The organism is Streptosporangium lutulentum, assembly GCF_030811455.1.
GTDB lineage: Bacteria > Actinomycetota > Actinomycetes > Streptosporangiales > Streptosporangiaceae > Streptosporangium > Streptosporangium lutulentum.
Genome location: NZ_JAUSQU010000001.1, coordinates 7,308,211 through 7,333,798, shown reverse-complemented (window position 1 = coordinate 7,333,798; position 25,588 = coordinate 7,308,211). Strand labels below are relative to the sequence as shown.

General features: G+C 70.1%; 20 protein-coding genes. 10 read left to right on the top strand and 10 right to left on the bottom strand.

Annotation, left to right across the window (positions count from 1 at the left end; genetic code table 11):
• Positions 1-81: 81 nt before the first annotated feature.
• Positions 82-1,341: an NYN domain-containing protein gene (locus J2853_RS32840; protein WP_307564586.1), complete on the top strand. Its 1,260-nt coding sequence runs from the start codon at positions 82-84 to the stop codon at positions 1,339-1,341.
• Positions 1,342-1,456: 115 nt separating this feature from the next.
• Here J2853_RS32840 and J2853_RS32835 read toward each other — a convergent pair whose 3' ends face one another.
• Both J2853_RS32835 and J2853_RS32830 read right to left on the bottom strand, forming a co-directional pair.
• Positions 1,457-2,089, bottom strand: coding sequence for a response regulator (locus J2853_RS32835; RefSeq protein WP_307564585.1), 633 nt, complete (start codon positions 2,087-2,089; stop codon positions 1,457-1,459).
• Between the two features lie 3 nt (positions 2,090-2,092).
• Positions 2,093-6,268 (bottom strand): HAMP domain-containing protein, encoded by a 4,176-nt coding sequence (locus J2853_RS32830; RefSeq protein WP_307564584.1) that lies wholly within the window; start codon positions 6,266-6,268, stop codon positions 2,093-2,095.
• Between the two features lie 120 nt (positions 6,269-6,388).
• Between J2853_RS32830 and J2853_RS32825 the strand changes: the two genes are divergently transcribed.
• Positions 6,389-7,927 carry a PP2C family protein-serine/threonine phosphatase gene (locus J2853_RS32825; protein ID WP_307564583.1) on the top strand — a complete coding sequence of 513 codons (1,539 nt, stop codon included), beginning with the start codon at positions 6,389-6,391 and terminating at the stop codon, positions 7,925-7,927.
• Positions 7,928-8,076: 149 nt separating this feature from the next.
• Here the strand turns inward: J2853_RS32825 and J2853_RS32820 are convergent, their stop codons facing one another.
• The 4 genes from J2853_RS32820 to rho form a co-directional block, all read right to left on the bottom strand.
• A complete protein-coding gene (locus J2853_RS32820; RefSeq protein WP_307564582.1) occupies positions 8,077-8,628 on the bottom strand; it encodes a dihydrofolate reductase family protein in 552 nt (183 codons plus the stop codon).
• Between the two features lie 242 nt (positions 8,629-8,870).
• A complete protein-coding gene (locus tag J2853_RS32815) occupies positions 8,871-10,637 on the bottom strand; it encodes a S9 family peptidase (protein ID WP_307564581.1) in 1,767 nt (588 codons plus the stop codon).
• Positions 10,638-10,768: 131 nt separating this feature from the next.
• Positions 10,769-11,644, bottom strand: coding sequence for a putative RNA methyltransferase (locus tag J2853_RS32810; protein WP_307564580.1), 876 nt, complete (start codon positions 11,642-11,644; stop codon positions 10,769-10,771).
• Positions 11,645-11,707: 63 nt separating this feature from the next.
• Positions 11,708-12,871, bottom strand: coding sequence for a transcription termination factor Rho (gene rho / locus J2853_RS32805; RefSeq protein WP_307564579.1), 1,164 nt, complete (start codon positions 12,869-12,871; stop codon positions 11,708-11,710).
• Between the two features lie 179 nt (positions 12,872-13,050).
• On the opposite strand from rho, the gene J2853_RS32800 reads away from it, so the two are divergent.
• Positions 13,051-13,797: an MBL fold metallo-hydrolase gene (locus J2853_RS32800; protein ID WP_307564578.1), complete on the top strand. Its 747-nt coding sequence runs from the start codon at positions 13,051-13,053 to the stop codon at positions 13,795-13,797.
• A gap of 380 nt (positions 13,798-14,177) precedes the next feature.
• Here J2853_RS32800 and J2853_RS32795 read toward each other — a convergent pair whose 3' ends face one another.
• Positions 14,178-14,543: a YybH family protein gene (locus J2853_RS32795; protein ID WP_307564577.1), complete on the bottom strand. Its 366-nt coding sequence runs from the start codon at positions 14,541-14,543 to the stop codon at positions 14,178-14,180.
• Positions 14,544-14,641: 98 nt separating this feature from the next.
• On the opposite strand from J2853_RS32795, the gene J2853_RS32790 reads away from it, so the two are divergent.
• Positions 14,642-15,550, top strand: coding sequence for a LysR family transcriptional regulator (locus J2853_RS32790; protein ID WP_307564576.1), 909 nt, complete (start codon positions 14,642-14,644; stop codon positions 15,548-15,550).
• 104 nt (positions 15,551-15,654) lie between these two features.
• Entirely contained in the window at positions 15,655-15,933 is a 279-nt protein-coding gene (locus J2853_RS32785; RefSeq protein WP_307564575.1) for a hypothetical protein, read from the top strand.
• On the opposite strand, the gene J2853_RS32780 is transcribed toward J2853_RS32785, so the two are convergent.
• Together J2853_RS32780 and J2853_RS32775 are read right to left on the bottom strand one after the other, a co-directional pair.
• Positions 15,930-17,189: an MFS transporter gene (locus J2853_RS32780; protein WP_307564574.1), complete on the bottom strand. Its 1,260-nt coding sequence runs from the start codon at positions 17,187-17,189 to the stop codon at positions 15,930-15,932. The two genes, J2853_RS32785 and J2853_RS32780, sit on opposite strands and share 4 nt — an antisense overlap.
• A gap of 147 nt (positions 17,190-17,336) precedes the next feature.
• Complete coding sequence (locus J2853_RS32775) at positions 17,337-17,918, bottom strand: helix-turn-helix domain-containing protein (RefSeq protein WP_307564573.1); 582 nt, start codon at positions 17,916-17,918, stop codon at positions 17,337-17,339.
• Between the two features lie 79 nt (positions 17,919-17,997).
• Here J2853_RS32775 and J2853_RS32770 point away from each other — a divergent pair, with 79 nt between their 5' ends.
• Entirely contained in the window at positions 17,998-19,245 is a 1,248-nt protein-coding gene (locus tag J2853_RS32770) for a benzoate/H(+) symporter BenE family transporter (protein WP_307564572.1), read from the top strand.
• Between the two features lie 121 nt (positions 19,246-19,366).
• On the opposite strand, the gene J2853_RS32765 is transcribed toward J2853_RS32770, so the two are convergent.
• A complete protein-coding gene (locus J2853_RS32765; protein WP_307564571.1) occupies positions 19,367-19,858 on the bottom strand; it encodes a hypothetical protein in 492 nt (163 codons plus the stop codon).
• A 91-nt stretch (positions 19,859-19,949) separates the two neighbouring features.
• Between J2853_RS32765 and J2853_RS32760 the strand changes: the two genes are divergently transcribed.
• From J2853_RS32760 to J2853_RS32745, 4 genes are all read left to right on the top strand, one after another.
• Positions 19,950-20,642, top strand: coding sequence for an FAD-dependent oxidoreductase (locus tag J2853_RS32760; RefSeq protein ID WP_307564570.1), 693 nt, complete (start codon positions 19,950-19,952; stop codon positions 20,640-20,642).
• 66 nt (positions 20,643-20,708) lie between these two features.
• A complete protein-coding gene (locus J2853_RS32755) occupies positions 20,709-21,773 on the top strand; it encodes a magnesium transporter CorA family protein (RefSeq protein WP_307564569.1) in 1,065 nt (354 codons plus the stop codon).
• A gap of 253 nt (positions 21,774-22,026) precedes the next feature.
• Positions 22,027-24,828, top strand: coding sequence for a DUF4118 domain-containing protein (locus J2853_RS32750; RefSeq protein ID WP_307564568.1), 2,802 nt, complete (start codon positions 22,027-22,029; stop codon positions 24,826-24,828).
• Complete coding sequence (locus J2853_RS32745; protein ID WP_307564567.1) at positions 24,825-25,493, top strand: response regulator; 669 nt, start codon at positions 24,825-24,827, stop codon at positions 25,491-25,493. The genes J2853_RS32750 and J2853_RS32745 overlap by 4 nt, the downstream gene beginning before the upstream one ends.
• Positions 25,494-25,588 lie beyond the last annotated feature (95 nt).

Here is a 25,588-nt window from a genome sequence, read left to right as displayed (position 1 = left end):
GGGCCGTCTATCTGGTCTCTCAGGGGCTCCTTCAGACTTGTCTGAGTCCAAGGGCCGGGCCACGAGGAAGGGCGGTGTCGCGTGGATCGCTGCGCGCTGTTCGTGGACGCTGGCTACCTGCTGGCCGACGGCGCGATGGCCGTGCATGGGACCCGCCATCGCGAAGCCGTCTCCTGGGACTATCCGGGCATGCTCCAGATGCTCGACCAGCTCTCCAGAGAGCGCACCGGACTGCCGGTGCTGCGCTGCTACTGGTACGAGGCGACCGTCGAGGGCCGCCGCACGCCCGAGCACGACACGCTGGCCGACATCCCCGGCCTCAAGCTCAGGCTGTCGCGCATCCGCCCCGGACGCCGTGAGGGTGTGGACGCCCAGGTTCACCGCGACCTGATGACGCTGGCCCGCAACAGCGCGGTCTGCGACGCGGTGGTGGTCAGCGGCGACGAAGACCTGGCGCAGGTCGTCTGCGATGCCCAGGACCTCGGCATCCGGGTCACCGTCGTACACATCACCGCCGACGGCAGCTGGGCGGTGTCCCGCACGCTCCGCCAGGAATGCGATGACCTGATCGAGATCGGCGGCAGTCACCTGCGGCCCTACGTCAGCCTCGCCGGCAACGCCGTGGAGTCACCCGCCCTGAGCAACGGCCTCCAGCAGCTCGGCAACGGCCAGGGCGGCGGCGGCTCCCACAGCGGCAACAGCCAGGGCGGCTCCCACAGCGGGTCTCACAGCGTCAACGGCCAGGGCGGCGGCTCCCACGGCGGCTCCCACAGTGTCAACGGCGCCCCGCCCACCACCCCGGTTCCCGTGGCCCAGACCTCCCGCGCGGCCCACTCCCAGCCCGCGCTCCCGGCCTACCCGAGCTACACCCATGAGTCCCCGCAGGCGCTTCCGGTCCCCCCGCCGGCTCCGGCGGCCCCGGCCCCGCCTCCCGTGGCTCCCAACGGCCCGACCGGTCCGCAGCCGCCCGCCCCCCAGTACTCCATGGGCGGCAACACCGGCGGCATGCCGAGCTACCAGACGTCCCAGCTCGGCGCCTACACCGGGCCTCAGGCGGCTCCCGTGCCGATCCAGAGCGCGGCCACCAGCAGCACGACCACCCTCTCCGAGGCGGTGAAGGCCGCGCACAAGGAGGGCCACGACTTCGGCGAGTCCGTCGCCAAGGACGCGCCCGCCCTGTGGCTGGAGGCGGTGCTCGCCCGCAAGCCCCGCATGCCCTCCGACCTGGAGGCGCGCCTTCTCCAGGGCTCCTCCCTGCCGATCGACTTCCTCCTCCACGACGAGGTCCGTCACGCCCTCCGCCGGGGCTTCTGGGACGCCCTCGAACGCGCCCGCCGCTGATCCCGCGCAGCCCCTGAGGTTCTCCGGCACGGCCGGTCGCGGGCCGTGCCCTTCCGGGGCCTCTCCAGCAGTCGTGGATCGGCGACGAGCTTCCCGGCTGCGAGGGACCCCCTCCTCAGGAGAGGGCGTCGAAGCCCGCTCGCAGGTGTTCGAGCCGGTTGGACAGGTCGGACATCGGGCCGGTGAGGGTGGGGTCGCCGCCCTTGCGGGCCAGCTCGGCGACCCGGACGAGCTCGTCCTCGACCGCGGTGAGGCGTTTGGAGAGCTCGGGGAGCACGGCCGCGTGCTCGGCGGCGTCACCCGGCGGCAGCTCGGTGTTCAGTCGCTCGCGGAGCATGGTGGCCTGCTCGGCGAGGCGGCGGTTCATGTTGTAGAGCTCGACGAACACCGCGACCTTGGCCCTGAGCACCCAGGGGTCGAACGGCTTGGTGAGGTAGTCGACGGCGCCCGCGGCGTAGCTGCGGAAGGCGTAGTCGGGAGCGCTGTCGACCACGGTCAGGAAGATGATCGGGATGTTGCGGGTGCGCTCGCGGCGCTTGATGTGGGCCGCGGTCTCGAACCCGTCCATGCCCGGCATGCGGACATCCAGAAGGATCAACGCGAACTCGGTGCCGAGGAGGGCTTTGAGCGCCTCCTCCCCTGACTTGGCCCGGACGGGCGTCAGATCGAGCGAGCTGAGGATGGCTTCGAGCGCGATCAGGTTCTCCTCCCGGTCGTCCACCAGGAGAATTTTGGCTCGGTCCGGCATCGATCACACGCCTTCGTTCGAATCGGTGGCCGGCTTGCCCCGGGTGAGCCATCCACGCAGGCGTTCCAGCAGGCGGTCGACATCCACGGGCTTGGGTACGTAGTCGGAGGCACCGGAGGCGATGCTCTTCTCCCGGTCGCCTCGCATGACCTTAGCGGTAAGCGCGATGATCGGCAGATCGGCGAACTGCGGCATCCGGCGGATCGCCGAGGTGGTGGCCCAGCCGTCCATCTCCGGCATCATGATGTCCATCAGGACCAGCGCGACGTCCTCGTTGCGCTCCAGCTGCTCGATGCCCTCGCGGCCGTTCTCGGCGTAGACCACCGTGGAGCCGTAGCGTTCGAGCACGCTGGTCAGCGCGAACACGTTACGGATGTCGTCGTCCACGATCAGGATCTTGGCCCCGGTGAGCGGATCCTCGCCCTTCCACGGCTTGCCCTCGTTCTGCGAGAACGGGGAGAGGGACATGTCATCGGAGATCGGGATGTCGGGCAGGTCGTCGGGGTCCTCCAGCACCCCGACGAGTGCCGGGTTGCGGGGGGAGGAGTTGGGAGCGGTCGCCCCGCCGTCGCGCGAGGCCAGCGGGCCGCCGTAGGACGGCGGCAGGTAGAGGATGAAGGTGCTGCCCTCGCCCACCTTGCTGACCACGTGGATCTCGCCGCCGAGCAGGCGGGCGATCTCGCGGCAGATGGACAGGCCCAGGCCCGTCCCGCCGTACTTGCGGCTGGTGGTGCCGTCGGCCTGGCGGAACGCCTCGAAGATGACCTCCAGCTTGTCGGCGGCGATGCCGATGCCGGTGTCCACCACCTCGAAGGCCAGGATGCCGTCGGCGCCGCGCAGGGTGTCGTCGACGAAGGCCACCGCGGGCTGGGCGCGGATCACGCGCAGCCGTACCTCGCCCTTGGGGGTGAACTTGATCGCGTTCGAGAGCAGGTTGCGCAGCACCTGCTGGAGGCGTTGCTCGTCGGTGCGGAGCTCCTGCGGGATCGACGGGTCGACCTCGACGGCGAACGAGAGCCCCTTGTCCTGCGCCAGCGGGGCGAAGGTGGCCTCGAAGTAGTCGACGAGCTTGGGCAGGGAGATCTGCTGGGGGTGGACGTCCATCCGGCCGGCCTCGACCTTGGACAGGTCGAGGATGTCGTTGATCAGCTGGAGCAGGGCCGAACCGGCGCCGTGGATGGTCTTGGCGAACTCCACCTGCTGGGCGGTGAGGTTGCCCTCGGCGTTCTCGGTGAGCAGCTTGGCCAGCACGAGGAGGCTGTTCAGGGGAGTGCGCAGCTCGTGGGACATGTTGGCCAGGAACTCGGACTTGTAGCGGGAGGAGACCGCGAGCTGCTCGGCACGCTCCTCCAACGTACGGCGCGCCTGCTCGATCTGGAAGTTCTGGATCTCGATGGCCCGGTTCTGCTTGGCCAGCAGCGCGGCCTTGTCCTCCAGTTCGGCGTTGGAGCGGCGCAGCTCCTCCTGCTGGCGCTGGAGCTCGTCCGAACGCTCCTGCAGCTCGGTGGTGAGGCGCTGCGACTCGGTCAGCAGGTCCTCGGTCCGGGAGTTGGCGATGATCGTGTTCATGGTGACGCCGATGGTTTCGACGAGCTGGTTCAGGAAGTCGTGGTGGACTTCGCTGAACTGGCTGAACGAGGCCAGCTCCAGCACACCGAGCACCTGGGTCTCGAACAGGATCGGCAGCACGACGATCTGGGCCGGGGTCGAGGTGCTGAGGCCGGTGTCCACGGTCAGATACCGGGCGGGGACGTTCCGGAGAATGATCCTCTTGCCCTCCATCGCGGCCTGTCCCACGATCCCCTCGCCGGTGGAGAAGCGCTGACGGGGGTGGGAGCCGGGGCGCGCGCCGTACCCGGCGATCAGGTGCAGGTCGTGGTCGCCGAAGGGGTTCGCCAGGTAGAAGGCGCCGTAGTGGGCCGAGACCAGGGGGGTCAGCTCGCTCATGATGAGCTTGGCGACCTCCATCAGGTCGCGATGGCCCTGCATGAGGCGGGAGATGCGGGCCAGGTTGGACTTGAGCCAGTCTTGTTCCTGGTTGGCGGTGGTGGTGTCGCGCAGGTTGGACACCATCGTGTTGATGTTGTCCTTGAGCTCGCCGATCTCTCCCTCGGCGTCGACGGCGATCGAGCGGGTCAGGTCGCCGCGGGCGACGGCGGTGGTGACCTCGGCGATCGCGCGGACCTGGGTGGTGAGGCGGCCCGCCAGCTCGTTCACGCTCTCGGTGAGCCGCTTCCAGATGCCCTCGGCGCCGTCGACCCGGGCCTGGCCGCCGAGCTGGCCCTCCGAGCCGACCTCGCGCGCCACCCGGGTGACCTCGGAGGCGAAGGAGGAGAGCTGGTCGACCATGGTGTTGATGGTGGTCTTCAGCGCGAGGATCTCACCCTGCGCGTTCACGTCGATCTTGCGGGTCAGGTTGCCGTTCGCGACGGCGGTGGTGACCTCGGCGATGTTGCGGACCTGGTAGGTGAGGTTGTTCGCCATGGAGTTGACGTTGTCGGTGAGGTCCTTCCAGACCCCGGAGACGCCGCGGACCCGGGCCTGGCCGCCGAGCTGGCCTTCGGTGCCGACCTCGCGGGCGACGCGGGTGACCTCGTCGGCGAACATCGACAGCTGGTCGACCATGGTGTTCAGGGTGTCCTTGAGCTGGAGGATCTCGCCCTGGGCGTCGGCGGTGATCTTCTTGGACAGGTTGCCCTGGGCCACCGCGGTGGACACGGCCGCGATCTGGCGGACCTGGGTGGTCAGGTTGTTCGCCATGACGTTGACGTTGTCGGTGAGGTCTTTCCAGGTGCCGGAGACGCCGCGCACCTGGGCCTGGCCGCCGAGCTGGCCTTCGGTGCCGACCTCGCGGGCGACGCGGCTCACCTCGGAGGCGAAGGAGGAGAGCTGGTCGACCATGGTGTTGATGGTGGTCTTCAGCGCGAGGATCTCACCCTGCGCGTCCACGTCGATCTTGCGGGTCAGGTCGCCGGTGGCGACGGCGGTGGTGACCTCGGCGATGTTGCGGACCTGGTAGGTGAGGTTGTTCGCCATGAAGTTGACGTTGTCGGTGAGATCCTTCCAGACCCCGGAGACGCCGCGGACCCGGGCCTGGCCGCCGAGCTGGCCTTCGGTGCCGACCTCGCGGGCGACGCGGGTGACCTCGTCGGCGAACATCGACAGCTGGTCGACCATGGTGTTCAGGGTGTCCTTGAGCTGGAGGATCTCACCCTGGGCGTCGGCGGTGATCTTCTTGGACAGGTCGCCCTGGGCCACCGCCGTGGCGACCGTGGCGATCGCGCGGACCTGGGTGGTCAGGTTGCCCGCCATGAAGTTGACGTTGTCGGTGAGGTCCTTCCAGACCCCGGAGACGCCGCGCACCTGGGCCTGGCCGCCGAGCTGGCCCTCGGTGCCGACCTCGCGGGCGACGCGGGTGACCTCCTCGGCGAACGCCAGAAGCTGGTCGACCATGGTGTTGACGGTGTTCTTCAGCTCGAACATCTCGCCGACCGCGTCGACGGTGACCTTGCGGCTCAGATCGCCCCTCGCGACCGCCGTGGTCACCAGGGCGATGTCGCGGACCTGCGCGGAGACGCGGCTTGACATGGTGTTGACGGCTTCTGTCAAGTCGCGCCAGCTGCCGGACATGCCCCGCACGTTCGCCCGGCCGCCCAGCCGGCCCTCGGTGCCGACCTCGCGGGCGACCCTCGTCACCTCCGAGGTGAACAGGGAGAGCTGGTCGACCATGCCGTTGATCGCCTTGCCGAGGCGGCGCACCTCGCCCCTGGCGCTGCGATCGAGGTCGATCCGGCGTGACAGGTCTCCCTTGGCCACGGCGTCGATGACGTCCGCCGCGCCGCTGACCGGCCCGACCAGGGCGTCGATCAGAGAGTTCACCGAGTCGACGCTCTCGGCCCAGGAGCCCACGCCGGGCCCGGCGGTGAGGCGTTCGCCGAACCGGCCCTCCTTGACCACCTCGCGGCGGACGCGATGGAGCTCGTTGGCGAGGTGTTCGCGACGGTCGGCGACCTCGTTGAGCAGGAGTCGGATCTCGCTGAGAATCCCTGGTGGGGCATGCGGAACCCGGCGGCGGAAGTCACCGTCGCGCCAGGTGATGAGCGTCTGAAGAATCGGTTGCAGATCAGACTCGCTGTAACGTCGCTCCTCGACGTCGGACACGGTGTTGGCCGTGGTCATAAGACCTCCCTGACTCCCGGGTGCGCAGCCGTGAGTCACCCCAGTCTGTCACGGTGCGCAACCTGTAGTCCCGCCTTCGATTCACCCCATGGCAGCGGGATGTGTGGTAGTCACGGAACAGTGACCAATGCTCCCCGAGCCGTCCTGGCCGCGACATTCGCCCCAGGAGACACGGCCGTCTCTGCCGCCAGGCGGTTCACCGAAGAGGTGCTGACCGCCTGGGCCGCCGCGTCTGTGCTGACACTGGCGGATCGCCTGGCGGAAGAGCTGACCTCACAGGTGATCGACCTGCCGTTCGAGGTCGTCTGGAGCCATCTGGGTGATGGTGTCCGGATCGAGGTGCGCCAGAACAGCGCCCCCGAACAGGGCCCCAACGGTCCCAGTGTGCCCGTCGAAGAGTGGGGTGTCACCTTCGCCGGACAGCACCGCACCCAGTGGGCCAGGCTCCGGCTGCCCGAATTCGCGGGACGGACGGTCTCCGAGTCGTCCATGGAGGAGCCGAGCCGCGGGCCGATCTGGATGGGTTTCCTGGCCGACGCCAGCGACCTGCTCGCGGGCACCCTCAACCCCGACATGGTGCCCGCGATCATCTCGCAGATCGTGGTGCCCCGGCTGGCCACCTGGTGCGCCGTCTACACCTGGACCGACGGCGGCGGCCCGCAGCGCCCGGCCTACCTGTGGCACACCGACGAGCGGCGCATCGACGAGCTGGCCGAGGAGCTCGCCGCGGTCCAGATCCCGCAGTCCGGCGGCTCGACGCAGCTCGGCGACTCCCAGATGCTGGTGATCCCGCTCCTCGCCCGCGGACGGGTGCTGGGGACGATGTGCCTGGGACGGCCCGACCGGTTCCCCGAGGACATTTTCCAGTACGCCGAGGACATCGGCCGCCGGGCCGCCCTCGCCATGGACAACGCCCGGCTCTACGCCACCCAGGCGGCGGCCAACCGGGCTCTGCAGCGCAGCCTGCTGCCCCCGAACGAGCCGGGTGAGATCCCCGGGCTCGACTCCGCCGTGGTCTACGAGCCCGCGGGGGAGACCAACGAGGTCGGCGGTGACTTCTACGACCTGTTCGCCGCGGGGAACGACGCGTGGCGGTTCGCGGTGGGCGACGTCTGCGGGACCGGTCCCGAGGCCGCCGCGGTCACCGGCCTGGCCCGGCACACCCTGCGTCTGCTCTCCAGGGAGGGGTACGGCGTGGCCGCCGTCCTCGACCGCCTCAACCAGGCGATCCTGGAGGAGGGCGAGCGGGCCCGGTTCCTGACCCTGCTGCACGGGGAGATCACGCCGGTGCCGACCGGGCTGGACGTGTGGGTGGTCTCCGCGGGTCATCCCGAGGCGCTGCGACTGCGGCCCAGCGGCGTCGTGGAGACCGTGGTGACCTCCCAGTCCCTGCTGGGGGTCTTCCCCGAGGCGACCTTCAAGGCGGAGCTCGTCCACCTCGACGTCGGAGACGTCCTTCTCGCGGTGACCGACGGGGTGACCGAGCGACGCCGGAACGGCCACCTGCTCGACGACGACGGGGGTCTGGCCAAGCTGCTCGCCGAGTGCGTGGGCCTGTCGGCCCGGGCGGTCGCCGAGCGGATCCGCCGTGCCGTGCAAGACTTCGCCCCCGAGCCGAGCGCGGACGACCTGGCGATCGTGGTCCTTCGCGCCAGATGAACCAGAGGGTCCGGCGGCCGGTGCCGGCGGCCCGGCACCGAGGCCCCGGTGACCTCGGTGGTCCTCGTGAGACCCGGTGAACCCTGTGATCGGGATCCTGGCGGTTTCACGACTCGGCGGTCCGGCGCCCCCGGTTCGCCGGCTTGTCCCTATGCCTCCTGCCGGGCCGCCGGGCGGTAGTCCAGAACGATCGCGCCGGAGCTGAAGACGTGGGTGCCGCCGAGCCGCCAGGTCTTGGTGTCGATGCCGTCGGCGAAGAGGCGCTTGCCGGTGCCGACGACGACCGGGTGCAGGAAGAGCTTGAGCTCGTCGACGAGGTCGTGCTCGATCAGGTAGTTGACGAGATCGCCGCTGCCGTAGATGAGGAGGTCCTTGCCGTCCTCGGCCTTCAGCTTGGCGACCTCCTCGGCGACGTCGCCGTCGATGACGGTGGCGTTCCACGTCGGGTCGGTGAGCGTGGTGGAGGCCACGTACTTCGGAAGGTTGTTCATCTCGCCCACGTCCTGGCCCGCGGCCTCCATCTGCGGCCAGGCCTGGGCCATGCCGTCGTAGGTGACGCGGCCCAGGAGCAGGGCGCGGCTCTGGGCGAGCTGACCGGCCTGGAACTTGCCGTGGTCGTCGTTCCAGAACGGCCCGGTCCAGGCGGGCGCCTCCACGACGCCGTCCATCGAGATGTAGATGACTGCGACGACCTTGCTCATGGCCTGCTCCTCAATGGGCGGCGGGTCCGGTGCGGCCCGCTGTTCGATGTGCCTCAAGCATGGCGGGACCCGTTTACGGATTGCTTACGGTTTCCTTTAGGCGCCGGGATTTCCGGCCACCGGCCTCGCCGTCACGATCGCGACGGCGCGGTGGCCGGCCCGATGACGAACGGCACGGCGGGAGGTCCGAGGGCGCTTGTTCCGGCCTGCGGCGAAACGGCGGACACCGGGCACGGAGAGGGTCAGGGCTCCGTCTTCACGTGCTTGCGGGCGAAGTCGAGCTGGGCCGACATCTGCGCGATGCGCTCGGAGACGACCAGCGAGCCGTGGCCCGCGTCGTAGCGGTACACCTCGTGGTCGTGGGCGCGCTCGGCGAGCCGGGACACGTACGTCTCGATCTGCCCGATCGGGCAGCGCGGGTCGTTCTCCCCGGCCAGGATCAGCAGCGGCGCCTCGACCTGGTCGACGTAGGTGATCGGCGAGCAGTGCCTGTAGCGCTCAGGCTGTTCGGCGGGAGAGCCGCCGAGCAGCGCGCGGTGGTAGGCGCGCAGCGCCTCGGTCTCCTCCTGGTAGGCGGCCAGATGGTCGGCGATCGGCACCGTGGCGATGCCCGCCGCCCACATCTTGGGCTGGGTGCCCAGACCGAGGAGCGTGAGGTAGCCGCCCCACGAGGCGCCGGACAGCACCAGCCGATCCGGGTCGACGACGCCCCGGTCGACCATGGTGTCCCTGACGGCGGCCACGTCGGCCAGCTCGATGTGCCCGACGTCGCCGCTCAGCGCGTCGCGCCAGGCCGAGCCGTACCCGGTCGAGCCGCGGTAGTTGACCCGCACCACCGCGAAGCCGAGATCCACCCACGCGGCCACCTGGGGCACGAAGGAGTCGTCGTCCTGCGCGGTCGGCCCGCCGTGCAGCAGGAAGACCGCGGGGAACGGCCCGGACCCGCGTTCGGGACGGGAGACCAGGGCGTGGATGCGACCGCCGGGGCCCTCCACGTCGACGTCCTCCACCGGGACGGACGGCGGGGAGATCGGCCCGCCGTGGTTCATCACCACGTGGCCGTTGGTCGACCGGATCACCTGCGGGTGGGCGCCGCTGGACCAGGAGTACTCCACGGAGCCGTCGGGACGGGGCGCGGCGGCCTCGATCACGCCGTGCTGGGTCTCGATCGGGAAGTGCCCGCCGCCGGGGAGGTCGTAGCGGGTCAGGGTGGTGCGGCCGCGGTTGGCCCGGATGACGAGCAGCGAGCGCCCGTCGTCGTACCAGTCGGCGGTGATCTCACCGGGGTCGCGTAGCCAGATCTCCCGCTGGTCGCCGGTCTCGGGGTCCCAGACCAGCGGTTCGCGGCGGCCTCTGCGCTCGTGCAGGGTGAGCAGCCTGCGGTCGCCGGGAAGGGGCGCGAAGCGCAGGCCGAGAACACCCTTGCCGGGGCCGTCGTGCAGGTCGCCGACGAGTTCGCCGTTCGGCCGGAGCACCCGCAGCGCGGGATGCCGGGAGTCGCCGTGCTCGCTGTGACTGATCGCGATCAGCGAGCCGTCCAGGGAGATGGCGGACACGGAGGCGGCCTCGGCGTGCTCGTAGATCACGCGCGCGGGCTCGCCCGGCCGTACGAGATAGATCGTGAAGCCTTCGCCGGGGCGGGCCATGCCGATGGCCGCCTCGCCGGTCGAGGACAGGGCGATCCCCGCGGGGAAACCGGGTTCGAGGTCGATCGGCTCGTCGGGACCGCCGCCGAAGGGCTGGCGCATCCAGCGGCCCCACTCGTCGCCGTCGGTGTCGGAGAACCACCAGATCCATTGGCCGGTGGGGTCGAGCGCGCCGTGCGAGGTGCCCTTGGGCCGGGCGGTCGCCTGGCGCGCCGAGCCTGCCGCGCGGTCCCAGACGTAGACCTCCCACGCGCCGGAGGCGTTACTGCGGTAGACGGCCCGGGCGGGAGCCTGGCGTGCCCACACGGGCAGCGTCACACGCGGCGCACCGAACCTGGCCTGCCAGCGTTCCTCCGCCTTCATATGGCGCTTCCCTCCGTCAAGGCATTGGCTTCACGCGTCCAGGCGTGGGCTCGCCGGATTGCGGTCCAGTATGTCGCCTTCAGGGATTATCCGCTTCACTAATGTGTGGGAATTTCGGACTAAAAGTCACATCAGTAACATGTGTCACGAAGGTGGCTGTCAAGCACACGACTTGATCGGAGGTGGGGTTGAAAGATAGACATACGGAAAGAAGCAACCACATTGCTTGTTTCGGGGAGCTCTGTGATTTTTCGTCGCATAACCTCCTTATCCGTATGCCAGGCACTCGGACCCATTCCCACGACGGCCTCGACGGCCTCGTGTCCCAGGGCCATCTCGAACTCGTGAGTGCTCCGTCCGGTTTCAAGGAAGTGGTCGCTCAGGCTCTCCGCCACCCGGCGTTCCTTCGACTCGTCCACCGAGAGAAGACCCAGCCGCTCGACCAGGGGTGCGAGATGCCTTGAGGTGGGTGTCACCACGATCAGCTCGCCGTCACCTTTGAGGATCCGGGCGAACTCTGCCCCGTTCCGGGGGGCGAATACGTTGATGAGGGTGTCCACCGTGTTGTCGCGGACGGGCAGCGGCCTCCACACGTCGGCCACCACCGCTCCCAGCCGGGCGTGCGCCCGCGCCGCCCGTTTGGTCGCGTGTTTGGACACGTCCAGCGCCATCCCGACGGCCTCCGGGAGCCGGTCGAGCACCCGGCTGAGGTAGTGCCCGGTCCCCGCGCCCGCGTCGGCGACCACCCTCGCGCCGGTACGGCAGGCGCCGGCGACCGCCTCGGCCAGGGGGTCGAAATGCCCGGCTCCGAGGAAAGCCTCCCTGGCGGCCACCATGGCGGGGCTGTCGGCCGTGCCCGGCGCCTGGGAGCCGGTCAGCAGGCTGACGTATCCCTGCCTGGCCACGTCGAAGCCGTGCCCCCGGGGGCACCTGACGGCCGGGCCGTTCAGGCTCAGCCCGTCGCCGCAGACCGGGCAGGCGAGGTAGTCGACGACGTCAGCCAGCATGTCCCTATCATCCCTGGTTCGGGACGTGGTCCGGCTGCCGGTTCTGGGGAGCCGAGCGGGGGCTCAGGCGGTCTGCTGGATCTGCTGGAGGAAGGCGGCGTTGGAGGGGGTCTCCCTGAGCCGGTCGGTGAGGAGCTCCAGGGCCTGCTGCTTCTCCAGGCCGCCCAGAGTACGGCGCAGCCGCCAGGTGAGCTGCCGTTCCTGCGGGTCGAGGAGGATCTCCTCGCGGCGGGTGCCGGAGGCGTCGAGGTCCACGGCGGGATAGAGGCGCTTGTCGGCGAGGGCGCGGCTGAGGCGCAGCTCCATGTTGCCGGTGCCCTTGAACTCCTCGAAGAGGGTGTCGTCCATCCGGGAGCCGGTCTCGACCAGGGCGGTGGCGAGGATCGTCAGCGAGCCGCCGTCGCGCAGGTTGCGCGCGGCGCCGAAGAAACGGCGCGGGGGAAGCATGGCCGAGGCGTCGATGCCGCCTGCGAGGGTGCGTCCGCCGCCGGGGGCGAGGTTGTTGTAGGCGCGGGCGAGGCGGGTGAGGGAGTCCAGCAGGAGGACGACGTCGTGCCTGGTCTCGGCGAGGCGCTTGGCGCGTTCGACGGCGAGTTCGGCGACGGCGGTGTGATCGCGGTCGGGGCGGTCGAACGTGGACGCGGCCACCTCGCCGTGGATGGACTCGCGCATCTCGGTGACCTCCTCGGGGCGCTCGCCGACGAGCACGACCATGAGGTGGCAGCCAGGGTGGTTGCGGGTGATCGCGGCGGCCAGGTCCTGCAGGACCATGGTCTTGCCCGCCTTGGGCGGAGCGACGATCAGGCCGCGCTGCCCCTTGCCGATCGGGGCGAACAGGTCGACGACCCTGCCGGTCACCGAGCCGGTCTCCAGACGGAGCCGGTCGCGCGGGTGGATCGGGGTCATGTCCGCGAAGTCGGGTCTGCGCCGCCAGTCGGTGTCGCCGTTGACGGTCTCCACGTCGATCAGCTTCTCGTACGGCCTGCGTGCGGTGGCGACGACGTGGTCGCCGGGGCGCAGGCCGTACTGCGTGATCTGGGAGTGGGGCACGCGCACGTCGCCCGGACCGGGCAGGTAGCCGGAGGTCCGGATGTATCCGGTCTTGTCGCGGACGTCGAGCAGGCCGGCCACGGTGTCGACCGGGGCGTCGCTCTCGCGGGGACGCGGGGGTCGGGGACGGCTCTCGCGAGGACGCGAGGATTTCTTGATGGGTGTTTCGACGGTCATGAATGACCTTTCACAGGGGGTGAAAGGTCATCGACGACCTTTCACAGGGGGTGAACCGCATGCCTGAAAAGGGGCGGTAAATGAGAGACGCGGGTGGAAAGTCGCATGCGGCCTGGCCAGCAGTGCGTCACACCCGATATCACCGTAGCATCGTCAATCCATTCCGAACAGGAGAACAGATGCCACATCAGTTCATAACGGTCGCGGGAGTCGACGTGTTCCCGCTGTGTGACGCCGTGGGACCGATGGGCGACTCGATCCGGCGCCCACTGCCGGAGATGTTCCCCGGAGGCTGCCACGGGGAGCAGGACGAATGGGTCCTGCACTTCCACTGCTACCTGCTGCGCGACGCGGTGGGCCGGACGGTGCTGGTGGACACCGGAGTCGGCCCGGAGAACTCGCCCGCGGCGAGCTGGGCGCCCGTTCCCGGGATTCTCGGGGCCGAGCTCGCGCGGGTCGGGGTGGCCCCGGAGGAGGTGGACGCGGTGGTCATCACGCACCTGCACAGCGACCACGCGGGCGGGGCCGTGATCGACGGGTCACCGGCCTTCCCCAACGCCCGGTACGTCCTCCAGCGGGCCGAGATCGACACGGCCGGGGAGAAGGTCCTCGACCACGTCGTCCGGCCGCTGGGCGAGCGGCTCCAGGTGGTGGACGGGCACTCGGACGTGTTCCCCGGCATCCGGGCGCTCCTCGCACCGGGCCACACCCCGGGCCACCAGGTCGTCCAGGTCGGCGATCTGGTGCTGACCGGGGACGTGGTGCTGCACCCCGTGCAACTGAGCGATCCCACGGTGACCTACCTCTACGACGACGACCCCGAACTCGCCGCGGCCACGCGGGTGGAACTGCTGGACCGGGTCAGGGCGGAGCGGGGGACGATCGCCACCGCCCACTTCGCCGAGCCGTTCACCAGAGTTCTCTGACGGGAGGCGCACGGTGTACGGCCTCGTCGGCACGGTGGCCGTACACCGGCGCGAGGAGCTGAGACGCTCGGTTGTCCGGCAGGAGGCCGAGGTGTCGCTCCGGGCTCCTCGGCTCTCGGCAGTCCGCCGTTGGGCAGGCACATGTCCGTTGGTCGCGGCGGATACCACGGCGACCCCGATCCGGGGCGATTCAGGTGCGGGTGATGTGCTCCTGCCGTACACCCAGCCCGATGAAGCGGCCCATCACGTGGCGCAGCGGGGGCAGTGCTCTGAAGGCGGTGAAGATGGGTGGCACGTGCTCGGGTTCGTCGGATTCGGCTCCCGTCCGGGTTCGCCGGACCCGGACCAGGGGCCGTTCCTCGCGTCGGGAGGTGGGTGGTTCAGCGGGTGGGAGGGACGAACTCGGGCTGGTCGAGCAGGCGCAGCCAGCTTCCGTCGGGCTGGCGCCGGACGACCTGCGCGCGGGCGCCGGTCCCGTCCTTCGGCGGGGTCGAGGTGAGGGCGAGGTCGCCGCTCGTCAGCGTGGGCAGCGGTTGTTCCGGCTCGAAGTGGGGGCGGTTGGCCAGCACCTTCTCCCACAGCGCGCGGATCGCCTCCCGGCCCACCGTCTGGCCTCCCGGCGGGTAGGCCAGCACCGCGTTCTCTTCGTAGAGTGCGGCGACTCCGGCCGCGTCGCCGGCGTTGGACCGCTCGACGAACAGGCGGGTGAGGTCTTCGGGCCGCATGGCCTTCTCGTACTCCGGCATGGGTTCCTCCTGGTGTGGGGCTTCGGTGCCTCCCAGCCTGGTCTTTCGCTGACCAGAAGTCCAACAGATGGATCTGCTGGAAGCTAGAATCTGCAGTCATGGAACTGAGGCAGCTGGAATACTTCGTCGCGGTCGCCGAGGAGCGGAACTTCACCCGGGCGGCCGAGCGGGTGCACATCAGCCAGTCCGGCGTCAGCGCCCAGATCCGCCAGTTGGAACGCGAACTCGGCGCCGAGCTGTTCGACCGGTCGGCACGCACCGCCACCCTCACCGTCGCGGGAAAGGCCGCGCTCGAACACGCCCGCGCCGCGCTCGCCGCCACCGCGGCGCTCGGCCAGGCTGTGGGAGAGGTGACCGACCTGATCCGGGGCCGGCTCACCGTCGGGATGATCATCGGCTGTACCGTCACACCGCTGTTCGACGCCCTCGCCGCCTTCCACCGGGCGCATCCCGGCGTGGAGATCTCCCTGCTGGAGGACAACTCCGACCGGCTCGTCGAGGGGGTGCGTGACGGCGCCGTCGACCTGGCCCTCATCGGGACCGCGACCGCCGCCCCCGACGGGCTGGACGCGATGACGATCATCAGCGAGCGGCTCGTCGCGGCGGTCCCGGCCGGGCACCCCCTGGCGGAGCGGTCGCGGGTCACCCTGCGCGACCTGAGCGCCCACCCGATCGCGTGCATGCCACTCGGTACCGGCCTGCGCGCGGTGTTCGACCAGGCCTGCGCGGCACAGGGCCTCCACCCGGTGATCGCGCTGCAGGCCAGTGCCGCCGACGCCATCGCCGACCTCGCCACCCGCGGGCTCGCCGTCGCGGTCCTCAGCGCCTCGATGGCAGAGCGCTACCGCGACCGGCTCACCGCCCTCGTCGTCGACGACGTCGAGACGCCCGCCCTGCTCGCTCTGACCTGGAGGAGCACACACAACCCCGCGGTGCGCGAGCTGCTCGCACACAGCCGGAGGGCGTTCGCCGAGCCCGACCCCGGACACGCCCCTGCCCGCCGTTGAGGTGCCCCGCCCGCCGTCGAGGCACGTCCGCTCGGAAGGCGACGCCCGGCCGTCATCGCGCGAGGGCTCCGGCAATCGGGCGGGCCGGATGTGACAATCACCACATGCCACGCTTCGAACGACTCACCATCGAGGAAGCTCGCACCCTCAATCGTGAACAGCTTCTCGACCGCATCGAGATCGAGCAGAAGTACTGGTACCGCCTCATCGAGCGCGGCCAGATACGGTCCGGTGACGACGAGGCGTACAAGGTCTTCACTCAGATCATGCACGCCGCCATCGACCCCGGCCGCGTCGCCTCCGACACGCTCGCCCTCGATGAGGGCGAGCCCGTGAACAAGGACTACTGGACAAAACCGCTCGGTGAACTCGGCGACCTCTAGGCCGTTTCAGGTGCCGCCTGATGGCCGGGAGCGGGTCCGGGTGTCGCCTGGGTGGCCAGGAGCAGGCGCCTGGTCTTGCCGCGGTAGCGGAGGACCTGGACCGCGCCCAGTGTCCAGATCGGATACTGCGCGGCGAACGCCCACCGGAAGGTGTCCAGGGTGGTCTCCCCCATCAGTTCGAGGACGACGCCGACAAGAGCGATCACCGACACGGACGCGACGAAGCCGCCGCCGTTCACGATGCCGGTGGCCGCGCCGATCCGGGCGGCCGGATTGAAGGTCCTGGCGTAGTCGAAGCCGATCATCGATCCGGGGCCGTTGACCGAGAGCACCGCCACCAGCAGGAAGAGGAGCCAGAGCGGAGCCCGGCCCGGCCAGAGCAGTACGGCGGTCCACGCTCCGGCGGTGCTGCCTATCACGATGAACACCATCCGGGAGCGATGGAAGGGGAACCGCCCGGCGAGATAGCCCAGCAGCGGCCCGCACACCATGCCGCACACGGTCAGCGTCGTCAGCAGCGCGCCCGCCGTGGAGGGGTCCAGGCCCTGGCCCTGGACCAGGAACGGATATCCCCACAGCAGGAGGAACGCCGCCGCCGAGCACTGGGTGGCCGCGTGGGTCCACATGCCCAGCCGGGTCCCGGGTTCGGCCCAGGCGGCCCTGAGGCTCGGTGGTTCTCCGGTTCGTTCGGGACGGGAGTCGCGCAGGACCGTGAGCACCAGGAACACCGACACCACGCCCAGGAGGGCGGCACCGAGGAAGGTGGGCGTCCAGCCGTACGCGTGGAGGGAGTGGATCAGGGGCACCGTCGAGGCGATCGCGCCGAGCTGGCCGAGCAGGCCGGTGAGCTGGACCATCACCGGATTGCGATGGGCGGGGAAGGAGAGGTTGACCAGGCGGATCACGCTGATGAACGTCATCGCGTCGCCGCAGCCGATCAGCGCCCGGCCCGCGATTCCCGGCAGCAGCCCGCCCGCCAGCGCGAAGACGAGCTCGCCGCAGGCCATCACGGCGGCCCCGATGACCAGCATGCGCTTGGACCCGAGCCGGTCGACGAGCACTCCGACGGGCACCTGCATGGCCGCGTAGACCAGCAGTTGCAGCATGGCCAGGACCGAGAGCCCGGCCGCGCCGACGTGGAGCCTCGCCCCGGCCTCGATGCCGGCGACGCCGAGGGACTGGCGGTGGAAGACCGCGATGACGTAGGCCAGTACGCCCGTGGCCCAGAAGAGCACTGCTTTGGACCGTGGGCTCATGGGATGAATATTACTTTTGGGTATTTTTCATGATGTAGCTGGGTCTTCGGTGTTCCCAAAGGGAGAAAGTCCAGCAAATTTCACCATTGCAGCCGACGCTCCACCGCGATTAACCGACCATCGGTGAAGCGGGAAACGGAGAGGTGATCACCGGGATTCTCTGAGCGGGTAACGGATCAGCAGGCCGGCGTGGACGTCCTGGTCGCCGATCGCGGCGTAGGTGTGGGGGACGTCCGACCGCCAGGTGATGTGCTCCCCCGCCCCGGCCAGGAGGGGGGCGTCCGCGGGGCCCGCGCTCAGCACTCCCGCGAAGACCGTCATGTGCTCGGTGACGCCTTCGTGATGGGCGGGTGAGAGCTGGGTCGACCCCGCGGGGATCACCAGCCGGTAGAGCTCGTAGGTGACGGACTCGTCCTCGAAGACCTGGAGCAGGGTGCCCTCCACGGCCGTGCCGCGGATCACCTGGGTCGTGCCGGCGGCGAGGAGCGAGGCCAGCGGGACGCCGAGTTCGGCGGTGACCGCCCAGAGCGTTTCGAGGGTGGGATTGCGCGATCCGTTCTCCAGGCCGGACAGCGTGGCCTTGCCGATGCCGGCCCGGCGGGCGAGCTCGGACAGGGAGATGCCCTGCTCCTCCCGCAGTCGCCGGATCCTCCGGCCCACGTCGTGAGTGCCGGTTTCCAGCGCGGGGCGGGGGGTTTGTCGGCCGGAGTCCATGAGGCTATCGTGCATCACGACACCTGTTCCATATACGGAACGGCCCGTGACGCGCCGGGGTGATTCGGGGGAGTCGGCGGAAGGAACGGCAAAAATGACACGTCTGCTCCAGCCGGTTCTGGCAGGGGTGGTGACCGCGCTCGTCGGCTTCGCCAGTTCCTTCGCCGTGGTGCTGGCCGGGCTTCGCGCGGTCGGTGCCGACCAGCGGCAGGCGGCCTCGGGACTGCTCGCGCTCTGCGTGGCGATCGGCGTGGTGGCCATCTGGCTGGGCCTGCGGCAACGCGTGCCGATCACCATCGCCTGGTCCACGCCGGGAGCGGCGCTGCTGGTCGCGACCGGCACCGTCGAGGGCGGTTTTCCCGTCGCGGTCGGCGCGTTCGTGGTCTCGGGGCTGCTCGTCACCGCGGCCGGGCTCTTCCCCGCGCTGGGCCGCTGGATCGCGGCCATCCCCACCCCCATCGCGAGCGCCATGCTCGCCGGGGTCCTGCTCGATCTGTGCGTCGCGCCGGTCAGGGCGCTCGCCGAGGTGCCGATGATGGCCGGTCCCGTCGTGCTCACCTGGGCGTTGCTGAGCCGCTTCGCCCGCAAGTGGGCGATCCCGGGAGCCCTGCTGGTCGCCGTCGTGGCGATCGCGCTGACCGGGCCGGGACTGGGGGCGGTGGACGTGTTCCCGGTGATCGAGCCGACCGTCCCGTCCTGGAACGCCCAGGCGATGATCAGCATCGCGCTCCCGCTGTTCCTGGTCACCATGGCCTCGCAGAACGTGCCGGGCATGGCGGTCATGGCCGGGTACGGCTACCGCCCGCCGCTGCGCGGGATCCTTCTCTCCACCGGCCTGGCCAGCACCCTGGGAGCCCCTCTGGGAGGGCACGCGGTGAACCTGGCCGCCATCACCGCGGCCCTGGCCGCCGGGCCCGACGCCGACCCCGATCCCGGCCGCCGGTGGATCGCCGCGGTCACCGCCGGGGGCTCGATGATCGTCCTTGGGCTCGGCGCGGGGCTGGCCACGGCGCTGTTCCTGCTGTCCCCGCCGGTGCTCATCGAGGCCGTCGCCGGTCTCGCCCTGATCGGCGCACTCGCCTCGGCGATCACCGCGGCCGTCGCCGAATCCGAGGGCAGGGAGGCCGCGGTGGTCACCTTCGTGGTCACCGCTTCGGGATTGACGCTGCTGGGAGTGGGCGCCGTTTTCTGGGGACTTGTCGCGGGAGGGCTCATGACGCTCCTGTACCGCCAGAGGAAGGTCTCGCGGGCCGTGTCCGAGGAGCGGGCCGTACCCGAGGAGCGGGTCGCGTCCGAGGAGCGGGTCGCAGGCGGGGACCAGGCCGCGTGCGAGAAGCGGTGAGAAGCGGGTCGTGCACGGATGGGCATCGCTCTGAAGACGCCGTCCGCCGGTACGGCATGGCCGTACCGGCGGAAGATGGAGGAAACGGTGTGTCCGGCAGGGGTCGGGGATGGCGCCGGAGTTATCCGCGGACGCCCGGGCGTCCGTGGCGACCGGCCACGAGCTGATCGGTGGTGGACTGGCTGGGAACGTCGACGCGAGGGTGGGGCGCCGTCGTCTCGTCCCGGTCGTCGATGCCGTCGCGGTCGCGGTCGACCACGGGGGCCGTGGCGGTCACGGGAACGACCTCCGGGGTCTCGTCGAGCTTGCGCTCCAGCTCCCGCTTCTCCTCCTCCAGGCGGGCGACGCGGTCACGCGCCTCCGACCGGGAGGCACGGAGCTTGCGACGCTGGACGGCGGTGCGGCGCATCCCGGCGAACATGATCATCAGGCCGAGCAGGAAGACGGCTCCCACGGCGACCCCGGCGAAGAAGAGTTCCAGCTGGGAGAGCTGGACCGTGCGATCGAAGATCGTGAAGGACGCGGTGGCGGTCGACGCCGCGGTCTCATCCCAGGAGACCGCGATCACGGTCGCTCCTGCGAGGACGATCAAGAGAAGTCCCAGTACTATCATGTGACCTCACTCAGGCTGCGTGTGTTGTGGTAACTGCTGCTGCCCCGAAGAAGCGGGATTATTCATCGGGCGCCGATGGTTGCCGGAAAACGTGGCGAACATCGACGTCGTGGTCATCGGGGCGGGGCAGGCGGGCCTCTCCAGCGCCTACTTCCTCAACAGGACCGAGCTGGACTTCGTGGTGCTCGACCGCTCCCCGCGTCCCGGAGGCGCCTGGCAGTTCCGCTGGCCGTCCCTCACCCTCGGCGCCACGCATCGCGTGAACGACCTGCCGGGGCTGCCGCTGGGCGTCGCCGACACGACCAGGCCGTCCTCGGAGGTCGTCTCCGAATACTTCGCCGCCTACGAGCGGACCTTCGACCTGCCGGTGCGCCGTCCGGTCGAGGTGCGGTCCGTGCGGGAGGGACAGGGCGGACGGCTGCTGGTGGAGAGCTCGGCCGGAGACTGGTCGGCCCGTGCGCTGATCAACGCCACCGGCACCTGGGACCGTCCGTTCTGGCCGCGGTACCCGGGCCAGGAGACCTTCCGCGGACGGCAGCTCCACACCGCCGACTACACCTCCCGGGAGGAGTTCGCGGGCAAGCACGTGGTGGTGGTCGGCGCCGGAGCCTCGGGCATCCAGCTTCTGATGGAGATCGCGGAGATCACCACGACCACCTGGGTCACCCGGCGTCCTCCCGTCTTCAAGGAGGGGGTCTTCGACGAGGGCGCCAACCGCGCGGGCCGTACGGCCGTCCGGCACATCCGCCTCCTCCTCGCGGCGCCGGACGCCTCCGCGGCCTAGGAACCGCTTCAGACGGACTTCCCGAAGTGCGCCGATCCCTGAATAAAAGGAAATCTGGGGACTCGCATGACGCGACTACCCTTGGTGGTCATGGAGCGCACCCGCCTTTATCGCAACGGCGTCCTTGAGGCAGAGGGCTTCCCCATCGCCGAGGTGTCCGACCACGTCGCGGACCCGGCGGCCGTCGTGTGGTTCGACCTGTGCTCCCCCACGCGTGAGGACCTGGCGACGATCAGTGAGGAGCTCGGCCTGCACGCGCTGGCCGTCGAGGACGCGCTCCACAGCCATCAGCGTCCCAAGCTGGACACCTACGACAGTCATCTGTTCATCAGCGTCTACGGTGCGAAGCTGGCGGATCCCGCGTCCGGAGGCGGCCGTGGAGAGAAGCCGTCCGACGCCGGGCGCGCCCACGCCGCGGACCCGGCGGACATGGGGCTCGAACTCATCGAGGTGTCGGTCTTCGTCACCAAGAACGCCCTGGTGACCGTCAGGGAGAGCCCGAGCTTCGACATCGACGAGGTGATCAGGCGCTGGGACGCGAGCCCCGAGATGGCCAAGTACGGTGTGCCGTACCTCCTGCACGGCCTGCTCGACTACGTGGTGGACGGCTACTTCGAGGTGCTGCAGACACTGGACGACCGGATCGAGGCGCTGGAGGACGATCTCTTCGACGGAAGTTCCGGCGACCAGGGGTACATCCAGCGGCAGACCTTCGGGATGCGCAAGAAGCTGGTGCGGTTCCGGCGGCTGGCGGTGCCGGTGCGAGAGATCGTGGGCAGCCTGCTCCGCAGGAGCGAGGACATGCTGACGCCCCAGCTGGTCCCTTACTACCAGGACATTTACGATCACTCGCTGCGCACCGCCGAGTGGTCCGACTCCCTGCGGGAACTGGTGGGAAACGTCCGCGAGGCCCACATGAACCAGCAGGGCTTCAGGCTCAACGACATCATGAAGAAGATCACGAGCTGGGCGGCCATCATCGCGGTGCCCACCCTGATCACCGGTTTCTACGGGCAGAACGTGCCCTACCCGGGCGAGGGGCACACCCTCGGCTTCTGGACGTCCACGACCTTGATCGTCGCGGGGACCATCCTGCTCTACCGGGCGTTCAAGAAGCGCAACTGGCTCTGACCCGGGTGCCGCGCGCCCACCGGGCCCCGCGCCGCGAATCCCAGGGGCAGGCGGTCCTCCCGAGCCCGGGGCGGGCCGGTCCCCGTGGGGACGGCCGGGTAGCTGATCGAGGAGAACGCCGAAGGTCGTAGCCTGGTTTCATGGGCCGTCCGGCCGTCGACGCGCTGGAGCCCGACCTGCCCCGGAGCGGAGCGACCGGGTGGGCGCCGTGGAACGCGAGGTTCGTGTCGTGGCTTCGGAGTGGAGTGACCGGGTGAACACCGCACGCGGGCGGCTGCGCGTCTATCTGGGTGCGGCTCCAGGTGTCGGCAAGACCTTCGCGATGCTCGGCGAGGGCCGGCGGCGCCGGGGGCGTGGCACCGACGTGGTCGTTGGCCTGGTCGAGACCCACGACCGGCCCCGTACGGCCGAGTTGATCGACGACCTGGAGGTGGTTCCCCGGCGGTCCCTGACCTATCGGGGGACCGTCTTCACCGAGCTGGATGTGGACGCGGTCATCGCGCGTGGGCCGAGGGTGGCGTTGATCGACGAGTTGGCGCACACCAATGTGCCGGGGTCGCGGAACGCGAAGCGCTGGCAGGACATCGAGGAGATCCTCGATGCCGGGATCGATGTGATCTCCACGGTCAACGTCCAGCACCTGGAGTCGCTCAACGACGTCGTTCAGGCGATCACCGGGGTGCCGCAGCGGGAAACCGTCCCCGACGAGGTCGTCCGGCGGGCCGACCAGGTCGAGTTGGTCGACATGTCGCCCGAGGCGCTGCGTCGCAGGATGGCCCACGGCAACGTGTACGCGCCGGAGAAGGTGGACGCCGCCCTCTCCAACTACTTCCGGGTCGGGAACCTGACCGCGCTGCGGGAGCTCGCACTCTTGTGGCTGGCGGGGAAGGTCGACGAGCAGCTCGACCGTTATCGCGCCGACCACGGCATCGCCGGGACGTGGGAGGCCCGTGAGCGGGTGGTGGTGGCGCTGACCGGTGGTCCGGAGGGTGACACGCTGGTACGGCGGGCCGCCAGGATCGCGGCCAGGACCAAGGGCGCCGACCTGCTCGCCGTCCACGTCACCAGGTCCGACGGCCTGACCAGCGCCGATCCGGCGAACACGGCCAGGCAGCGGACCCTGGTGGAAGAACTGGGGGGCACCTATCACCAGGTCGTCGGCGATGACGTCCCGCGTGCTCTGCTGGACTTCGCCCGGGGGGTGAACGCGACCCAGCTCGTGCTGGGGGCCTCCCGGCGTGGCCGGTTCGCTCAGATCTTCTCCCGGGGGGTGGGGGTCACGGCGACCACGATGTCCGGGACCATCGACGTCCACATGATCACTCATGAGGAGGTCAGCAAGGGGAGCGCCCGGAGCCGGTCGCGGGCGGCGCTCACGATCTCCCGTCGGGTGACCGGCTGGCTGATGGCGCTGCTGGGCATCCCGCTGCTCACCCTCGCGCTCGTCGCGGTCCGGCACCTCATGACGTTGCCCAGCGAGATCCTGGTGTTCCTGTTGATGGTCGTCTGCGTGGCGCTGGTGGGCGGCATGTGGTCGGCGATCACGGCGGCCGTCGTCAGCTTCCTCCTGCTCAACTGGTACTTCACCCCACCGCTCCACTCCCTGACCGTGACCGAGCCGGAGAACGTGTTCGCGTTGAGCGTCTACGTGCTGGTCGCCGTGATGGTCAGCGCCGTGGTCGACCTGGCCGCCCGCCGTACGAGGGAGGCCGCGCGCGCGAGCGCCGACGCCGAGACGCTGTCCACGCTGGCCGGGCATGTCCTGCGCGGTGACGCGGCGCTGCCGTCCCTGCTGGCCCGGCTCAGGGAGACCTTCGGCCTGGACTCGGTGACGCTGCTGGAGCGGACGGGCGAGCACGGTCCCGACGACCGGTCGGAGCCGCAGGCCTGGCGGATCGTGGCCACCGCGGGCGGCTCCCCGTGCACCTGCCCCGGCAGGGCGGACACGGACGTGATCATCGATGAGGACCTGGTGCTCGCCGCCTGCGGACGGCTGCTCGACGCGGCCGATCGGCGGGTGCTGGAGGCGTTCGCCGCGGAGGCGGCCGTGGCGTTGCGCCAGGAGAGGCTGAGGGAAGAGGCCGACCAGGTCGGGCCGCTGGCCGAGACCGACAGGATGCGCACCGCGCTGCTCGCCGCCGTCAGTCACGACCTGCGCACCCCGCTGGCCTCGGCCATGGCGGCCGTGGAGAGCCTGCGCACCACCGATGTCGACTGGTCGCCCCAGGACCGGGAGGAATTGCTCGCCACCGCCGACGAGTCCCTGGTCAAGCTCGACCGGCTGGTCGCCAACCTCCTCGACATGAGCCGCCTGCAGGCCGGGGTGCTCGGGCTGGCGCTCCAGCCGACGGCACTCGAGGAGGTCGTCCCGCGTGCGATGGACGACCTCGGCCCGATGTGGGACCGGGTCGAGGGGGACATCTCGGCCGAACTGCCCGAGGTCCTCGCGGATCCGGCGCTGCTGGAGCGGATCCTGGTCAATCTGATGTCCAACGCGATCCGGTACAGCCCGGCCGATCAGAAGGTCTTCGTCACGGGCAGCTCGCACGGCGACCATGTGGAGATCCGGGTCGTCGATCGTGGTCCGGGCATTCCGGTGGAGGCGCACGATCGTGTCTTCCTGCCGTTCCAGCGGCTCGGTGACCGGGACAACCACACCGGTGTCGGTCTCGGCCTCGCGCTCTCCCGAGGACTCGCGGAGGCGATGGGCGGGACCCTCACCCCCGAAGAGACACCGGGGGGAGGTCTCACCATGACCGTGACACTGCCCATCTCCTCACCTGCCGTGAGCGGCGGTTCTCCCGGGCTCTCGGGCGAGGACGACGTGAGCGGCGGTCCGCCGTCGCCGGGCGCGGTCGGCCTGGGCGGGGCCTCTCACCTGTCGTCGGGTGCGGCCGACGCCGGCAGGGCTTCCCGCCGGTCGCCGGGCGGGGCCGAGGTGAGGGGCGGTCCTCCCACGTCGGAGAACAAGGCGTCCGAGACCTCTGAGGTCTCCGAGACCTCCGAGACCTCCGAGACCTCCGAGACCTCCGAGACCTCTGAGACCTCGCCATGACGCGAATCCTCGTCGTCGACGACGAGCCGCAGCTCCTCCGGGCGCTGAGGATCAACCTGGCCGCGCGCCATTACGAGGTGGCGGTCGCCCCGGACGGGGGATCGGCGCTCCGTCAGGCCGCCGACTGGCATCCCGACCTGGTCGTCCTCGACCTCGGGCTGCCGGACATGGAGGGCGTGGACGTCATCCACGGCCTGCGCGGCTGGACGGCCATCCCGATCATCGTCTTGTCCGGCAGAGCGGGCAGTCAGGACAAGGTGGACGCCCTGGACGCGGGGGCGGACGACTACGTGACCAAGCCGTTCGGCATCGACGAGCTGCTCGCCCGCATCCGCGCCGTGTCCCGCCGGTCCGCCGTACACGAGTCCGAGCTCGCCCGGATCTCCATCGGAGACCACGTGGTCGACCTGGTCGGTAAGACGGTCTCCGGCGGGGTACGGCTCACGCCGACGGAGTGGCGCCTGCTGGAGATCCTGGTCCGCAACCCCGGAAAGCTGATCACCCAGCGTCAGTTGCTGAACGATGTCTGGGGAAGCTCCTATCGCACGGAGACCAACTACCTCCGCCAGTATCTGGCCCAGCTCCGCCGCAAGCTCGAACCCGACCCCGGCCGTCCGGTCCACCTCCTGACCGAACCGGGAATGGGATACCGCTTCCAGCCCTGACGGCCGCCGGGCGAGAACGGAAGTCCTCGGCGCCGAGTGCCACCCGGCCGGGAGCGGGATCCGTCCCCGGTCCCGGTCGCCTTCCCGTAAAGTCA

What these genes read in the sequence shown, in the direction of transcription:
- J2853_RS32835 (WP_307564585.1), bottom strand. Translation starts at nt 2,089, where the DNA reads ATGCCGGACCGAGCCAAAATTCTCCTGGTGGACGACCGGGAGGAGAAC.
- J2853_RS32830 (WP_307564584.1), bottom strand. Translation starts at nt 6,268, where the DNA reads ATGACCACGGCCAACACCGTGTCCGACGTCGAGGAGCGACGTTACAGC.
- J2853_RS32820 (WP_307564582.1), bottom strand. Translation starts at nt 8,628, where the DNA reads ATGAGCAAGGTCGTCGCAGTCATCTACATCTCGATGGACGGCGTCGTG.
- J2853_RS32815 (WP_307564581.1), bottom strand. Translation starts at nt 10,637, where the DNA reads ATGAAGGCGGAGGAACGCTGGCAGGCCAGGTTCGGTGCGCCGCGTGTG.
- J2853_RS32810 (WP_307564580.1), bottom strand. Translation starts at nt 11,644, where the DNA reads ATGCTGGCTGACGTCGTCGACTACCTCGCCTGCCCGGTCTGCGGCGAC.
- rho (WP_307564579.1), bottom strand. Translation starts at nt 12,871, where the DNA reads ATGACCGTCGAAACACCCATCAAGAAATCCTCGCGTCCTCGCGAGAGC.
- J2853_RS32800 (WP_307564578.1), top strand. Translation starts at nt 13,051, where the DNA reads ATGCCACATCAGTTCATAACGGTCGCGGGAGTCGACGTGTTCCCGCTG.
- J2853_RS32795 (WP_307564577.1), bottom strand. Translation starts at nt 14,543, where the DNA reads ATGCCGGAGTACGAGAAGGCCATGCGGCCCGAAGACCTCACCCGCCTG.
- J2853_RS32790 (WP_307564576.1), top strand. Translation starts at nt 14,642, where the DNA reads ATGGAACTGAGGCAGCTGGAATACTTCGTCGCGGTCGCCGAGGAGCGG.
- J2853_RS32785 (WP_307564575.1), top strand. Translation starts at nt 15,655, where the DNA reads ATGCCACGCTTCGAACGACTCACCATCGAGGAAGCTCGCACCCTCAAT.
- J2853_RS32780 (WP_307564574.1), bottom strand. Translation starts at nt 17,189, where the DNA reads ATGAGCCCACGGTCCAAAGCAGTGCTCTTCTGGGCCACGGGCGTACTG.
- J2853_RS32775 (WP_307564573.1), bottom strand. Translation starts at nt 17,918, where the DNA reads ATGCACGATAGCCTCATGGACTCCGGCCGACAAACCCCCCGCCCCGCG.
- J2853_RS32770 (WP_307564572.1), top strand. Translation starts at nt 17,998, where the DNA reads ATGACACGTCTGCTCCAGCCGGTTCTGGCAGGGGTGGTGACCGCGCTC.
- J2853_RS32765 (WP_307564571.1), bottom strand. Translation starts at nt 19,858, where the DNA reads ATGATAGTACTGGGACTTCTCTTGATCGTCCTCGCAGGAGCGACCGTG.
- J2853_RS32755 (WP_307564569.1), top strand. Translation starts at nt 20,709, where the DNA reads ATGACGCGACTACCCTTGGTGGTCATGGAGCGCACCCGCCTTTATCGC.
- J2853_RS32745 (WP_307564567.1), top strand. Translation starts at nt 24,825, where the DNA reads ATGACGCGAATCCTCGTCGTCGACGACGAGCCGCAGCTCCTCCGGGCG.